1 protein-coding gene and 1 pseudogene are annotated in these 824 nt (G+C 74.6%); both read right to left on the minus strand.

Features of this window, described 5'->3' with window-relative positions; all coding sequences use genetic code 11:
- Nucleotides 1-83: 83 nt before the first annotated feature.
- Nucleotides 84-287 (minus strand): hypothetical protein, encoded by a 204-nt coding sequence (locus tag AC27KI_RS26180; RefSeq protein ID WP_487116778.1) that lies wholly within the window; start codon nucleotides 285-287, stop codon nucleotides 84-86.
- 93 nt (nucleotides 288-380) lie between these two features.
- Nucleotides 381-824 (minus strand): annotated as a pseudogene (locus AC27KI_RS26185) (GGDEF domain-containing protein); the annotation flags it as partial.

The raw sequence follows: 824 nt of genomic DNA on the forward strand, positions 1-824 counted from the left end.
CGACCGCCGGCGGCTGCGCCGGGGGCGCGGCCAGCAGGCACAGCGGGCAGTCCCAGTGCGCCAGGCCAGCGGGCTGCGCGCCCTCATCGGCATGCACGACGGCCTTCACCGTTCCGACGCCGGTGCAGACCCACTCGCCCCCCCTGGGGGTGCACGATGGGCGAGGCCACCGCCACGCCCAGCGACAGCACGAACCACGCCATGATCCAGCGCACGCGGGCTTGCCAACGCGCCAGCCCGCCGTGGACAGCAAGGGGGTTGCGCAGCGGGCGATGGGGTAGGGGCACGGGGCGATTATCGGCAAACCGACGGGGCAAGGGCGAAGCATCCGGCGATGGGGCGGCGGCAGCGCGCGGTGGCCGCTGCGGCACATCCCGCCTTCACGCCGCGCGCACCTGCGCGCGCCCACCCCGCACCGAGCGCACCTCGACCCGGTCGCGGCCCGCGCGCTTGGCCTCGTAGCACGCCATGTCGGCCGCATGGAGCACTGCGGTCACGTCGTATACGCCGCTGTCCAGCGGCACGAGGCCGATGCTCACGCCCAGCGTGTAGCTGCGGCCCTGGTACGACGGTTCCCACGCCCGCACGGCAGCGCACAGCTGCTCGGCGATGGCCAGCCCGCGCCCCAGCGGGCAGCCGGGCAGCACCACGGCGAACTCGTCGCCACCCAGCCGCGCCGCCCAGCCCCACCGACCGCACCCTGGGTCTCGATGAGGCGGCCCACGTGGCGCAGCACGTCGTCGCCCGCGTCGTGCCCGGCAATGGCATTGACCACGGTGAAATGGTCCAGGTCCAGGAACAGCACCACGCCCTCGCCCGCCTCC

Source organism: Acidovorax sp. KPB24-03 (genome assembly GCF_057546605.1).